The organism is Gammaproteobacteria bacterium (assembly GCA_040183005.1).
Lineage (GTDB): Bacteria > Pseudomonadota > Gammaproteobacteria.
In genome coordinates this window covers 1-3,852 of the sequence record JAMPIW010000008.1, presented here as the reverse complement: position 1 = coordinate 3,852, position 3,852 = coordinate 1, and the positions used below count along the sequence as shown (strand labels likewise).

Annotated in this window: 4 protein-coding genes; 2 read left to right on the top strand and 2 right to left on the bottom strand. The window is 55.8% G+C overall.

Translation table 11 applies throughout. The features are described 5' to 3' along the window. The first annotated feature begins 49 nt into the window (after positions 1-49). Positions 50-1,066 carry a Tim44-like domain-containing protein gene (locus M3A44_14955; GenBank protein ID MEQ6342897.1) on the top strand — a complete coding sequence of 339 codons (1,017 nt, stop codon included), beginning with the start codon at positions 50-52 and terminating at the stop codon, positions 1,064-1,066. Between the two features lie 46 nt (positions 1,067-1,112). On the opposite strand, the gene M3A44_14950 is transcribed toward M3A44_14955, so the two are convergent. After that, positions 1,113-1,826, bottom strand: a complete 714-nt coding sequence (locus M3A44_14950; protein ID MEQ6342896.1) for an SIMPL domain-containing protein — start codon at positions 1,824-1,826, stop codon at positions 1,113-1,115. A gap of 52 nt (positions 1,827-1,878) precedes the next feature. On the opposite strand from M3A44_14950, the gene rsmA reads away from it, so the two are divergent. Then, positions 1,879-2,664, top strand: coding sequence for a 16S rRNA (adenine(1518)-N(6)/adenine(1519)-N(6))-dimethyltransferase RsmA (gene rsmA / locus M3A44_14945; protein ID MEQ6342895.1), 786 nt, complete (start codon positions 1,879-1,881; stop codon positions 2,662-2,664). A gap of 4 nt (positions 2,665-2,668) precedes the next feature. Here the strand turns inward: rsmA and M3A44_14940 are convergent. Further along, positions 2,669-3,852, bottom strand: a 1,184-nt coding sequence (locus M3A44_14940) for an EAL domain-containing protein (GenBank protein ID MEQ6342894.1), incomplete at its 5' end; no start/stop codon positions are given.

Below are 3,852 nucleotides of genomic sequence, written 5' to 3'. Positions count from 1 at the left end.
GTCTGACTTGATGTAAAATTATGAAGATATACAAAAACTGGAGTTGTGAATGAAAACCTCATTGAGTGTTGTGTTTGCCTTGGTCGCTGGAATTTTTCTGGCGGGTGGCGTTATTGATAGCGCCGAGGCCAAGCGTATGGGCGGTGGCAAGTCGTTTGGTGGCAAGAACAGCTACAGCCAGCCCTATCAAAATCGTCAGCAGTCCGCTGCCGGCCCTTCCAGCGCGCAGCAGCAGACACCTGCTCAGGCGCAAAATGCCGGTCAGCGCTCCTCCTTGGCTAGCAAGGGTGGCCTGATGGGCATGCTGGGTGGCTTGGCGCTGGGCGGGCTGCTCGGCGCACTCTTCTTCGGCGGCGCGTTTGAGAATATCAATTTCATGGATGTTGCGATTTTTGCCGTGATCGCCTTTGTGCTGTATAAAATCTTTGCCGCGAGAAAGCGTGCATCCATGCCTCATGTGCAAGAACGCGTGGCTACCACGTCTGGCCCAGTTACCGAACCGTCAATGGACTACAGCCCGGCGAACCGCGTTGATCATGATGCCGTAGCCCCGCGACAGGAACGCAGTAGCGCATCTTTTGACACGGATCTTTTGTTCAGGAAAGACAAAACCTCCGCTACTGAAACAAATGTTGACACAGCTCAGGTGAGCTTCCGTCCGCTGCCTGGTGTGATCCCCAAGGATTTCGACAGTGCGGGCTTCATCGACGGCGCCAAGGCCGCTTATCAGCGTCTGCAAAAGGCCTGGGATGAGGGTGATCTGGCCGATTTGCGTCAATTCACCACGGATAAAGTGTTTGCCGAGCTACAGGATCAGGTCCGTGCGCGGTCTGGCGAAAATCGCACCGAGCTGTTGAAAGTGGAAGGCGAACTGCTGGAAGTCCGGGAAGTGGGTAGTAACATCGAAGCAACCGTGCTGTTCGATGTGCTGATGCGCGAAATCGACACAGATACCACGGACGACAAGCATGTTACCCCCGTGCGCGAGATCTGGCACTTTACACGTCCCGTGCGTAGCACCCAGCCTACATGGTATCTGGACGGTATTCAGCAGCTTGAGGGTTGAGATGCGGGGTGCGTTGCGCCAAAGGGCGTAACGCACCCTATACTTCTCACTGCAACTGAACAGTGCCGGACACACTGACCATTATCTGGCTGCTTCCCGCTTCCACCGCCGGGGCGGCGGTTTTCGCAAGAGACATCCTGTCTACCATTCCAGCCATGGGTCTGTGGAACTCCTCTCCCGATGTGTTGACTGAAATATTGACGATGCGGTAACTGGTCGCATTCAGATTGGCGCGCACGATATCGGCGCGCGTTTTGAATGCGGCCAGTGCCGCTTCAATCAGACTGTTTTCCGCCCCGCGCCTTTTTTCCGGTGATACGGCGAACCCCATGGATTCGATTTGCAGGCGGGTTTGCAGTTGGCCTATCAGCGTAGTGAGAGTGGTTGTATTGGTGCTTTCCAGCAGAATTTGCTGGGTGGCGCGCCAGTGGCCCACCGTGTTGCCGTTGGTTTGATAGACGGGGTACGTTTGGTAACTCCCGCTCTTGACGACGACATCCTTGCTCGCGCGGGCGGTTTGCAATGCCCATGACATGGTTTGATTGATCTCGTCCGCCAGCCGCGCAGGGTTTTTATCCTCCTTCTGCACGCTCAGTGTAACCTGCATGAGGTCGTTGTCGATCTCCCGTGAACTCTGTGCCTGCAAATCAGCCCGGTCGAACAGCGACTTGTTACATGTGGATTCAGCCCATGACGGCGTGATAGCGGTTATACTTGTGAAAAGCAGCACACAGCCCGCGAGAAAATTGCTTTCTTTCATTTTCTGTTACCCCATTGATATCTCACAGTAAGAGCATCTTACAACATTACTTATGCAACATATCCCACGCAAACGCTTCGGCCAGAATTTCCTGCATGATGACAGCGTAATTCAACGCATTGTCACCGTAGTCAATCCCCGTCCGGGCCAACATATCGTGGAAATCGGCCCAGGCAAGGGCGCGCTCACCCAGCACCTTCTGCGTGAGACGGGTAGTATGGATGTGGTGGAGCTGGATCGTGATTTGATTCCTGTGCTGGAGCGTGTGTGTGCCGGGCAGGGCGAATTACGCATCCACAGCGCTGACGCCCTGCGTTTCGATTTTGCCGCGCTGGCCGCCGATGGCAGGCCGTTGCGGGTAGTGGGTAATCTACCGTACAACATCTCCACACCGCTGCTGTTTCACCTGATCGATCAGATCGGATGCGTCCAGGATATGCACTTCATGCTGCAAAAAGAGGTGGTGGAGCGTATGGCGGCGCAGCCAGGGGGGAAGGATTACGGGCGCCTCAGCGTCATGATTCAATATTATTGTGCTGTCGAGCTGCTGTTCATAGTAGGCCCCGGTGCATTTACTCCCGCGCCCAAGGTTGATTCGGCGATTGTACGATTAGTGCCTCATGAAAAGCCGTTGGTGCAGGTCGCCAATCAGGCGAATTTCGCCCGTTTGGTCAAGCAGGCGTTTTCACAGCGCCGTAAAACATTGCGTAACACCCTCAAAGGACTGCTCACCGAAGAGCAGATTCGCGCCGAGGGTATTGACCCCGGCTTGCGTTCAGAGGTACTGAGCCTGGCGCAATTCGCCAGGCTCAGTAATCTTTTGCCTGCTGCCCCCTGATTGGTCAAAGGCGCTTGTCTTCCCGTAACATTCTCGTGATTTCTTCGGCAGGCAGCGGTTTGCTGAGCAGGTAACCTTGCACCATATCGCAGCGCCTGGAGCGGAGATATTGCAGTTGTTCTTCTGTTTCCACTCCCTCGGCGATCACTCGTAAATTCAGGGTATGCGCCAGCGCGAGGATGGCATCGGCAATAGCGGCATCGTCGGGATTTGTGGTAACTCCATCCACAAAGGAGCGGTCGATTTTCAGGCTGTGTATAGGAAAGCGCCGCAGGTAGCTGAGCGAGGAATAGCCAGTACCGAAATCATCTATGGCAAGTCTCACTCCCATCCCGTGAAGAGCGTTCAGGGTGTCGATGGCTATTTCGACTGATTGCATGAGCATGCTTTCGGTGATTTCCAGCTCCAGCAGGTGCGGCTCAAGGTCAGCGTCTGCCAGGATCTGGCCAATCAGTTCTGATAGTTGTGGGTCATTGAATTGTCGGGCAGAGAGATTGACGGACATGCCGATGACGCAGGGGTTTACCGTCTGCCAGAGCTTGGCTTGGGCGCAGGCGGTGCGCAATACCCATTCGCCGACGGGCACGATCAGCCCGGTGTCTTCCAATAGGGGAATGAACTCTGCCGGTGGAACCAGCCCTGACTGCGCATGCCTCCATCGGATCAGCGCCTCGACGCTGGTGATCTTCCCGGAGGCGACATCCACGATGGGCTGGTAGTGCAACACGTACTCGTCGCGTTCCAGGGCGCGGCGCAAGCGGTTTTCCAAGGTCAGTCTCGTCATGGCCTGGCTATTCATGTTGGCTGTGTAGAACTGATAGGCGTTCTTGCCCTTTTCCTTGGCGCGGTCCATGGCCGCCCCAGCGTTTTTCAATAGAGTTTGTGTGTCGGTACCGTCGCCGGGGTAGAGTGTGATGCCGATGCTCGTCGAGATAAACAGCTCCTGCTCTCGAACATGGAATGGATGCCGGAATGACTCCAGCACTTTTGCGGCCACCCGCGCGGCATCCTGGGGCCCATCGACGTCCGCGAGGATAATGGCGAATTCATCGCCACCTGCCCGCGCCACGGTGTCTTCGGCGCGGACGCAGTCTTTCAGTCTTTGCGCCACGGCATGTAACAGGATATCGCCATGATCGTGGCCCAGTGTGTCGTTGATTGCCTTGAAGCGGTCCAGGTCGAGAACCC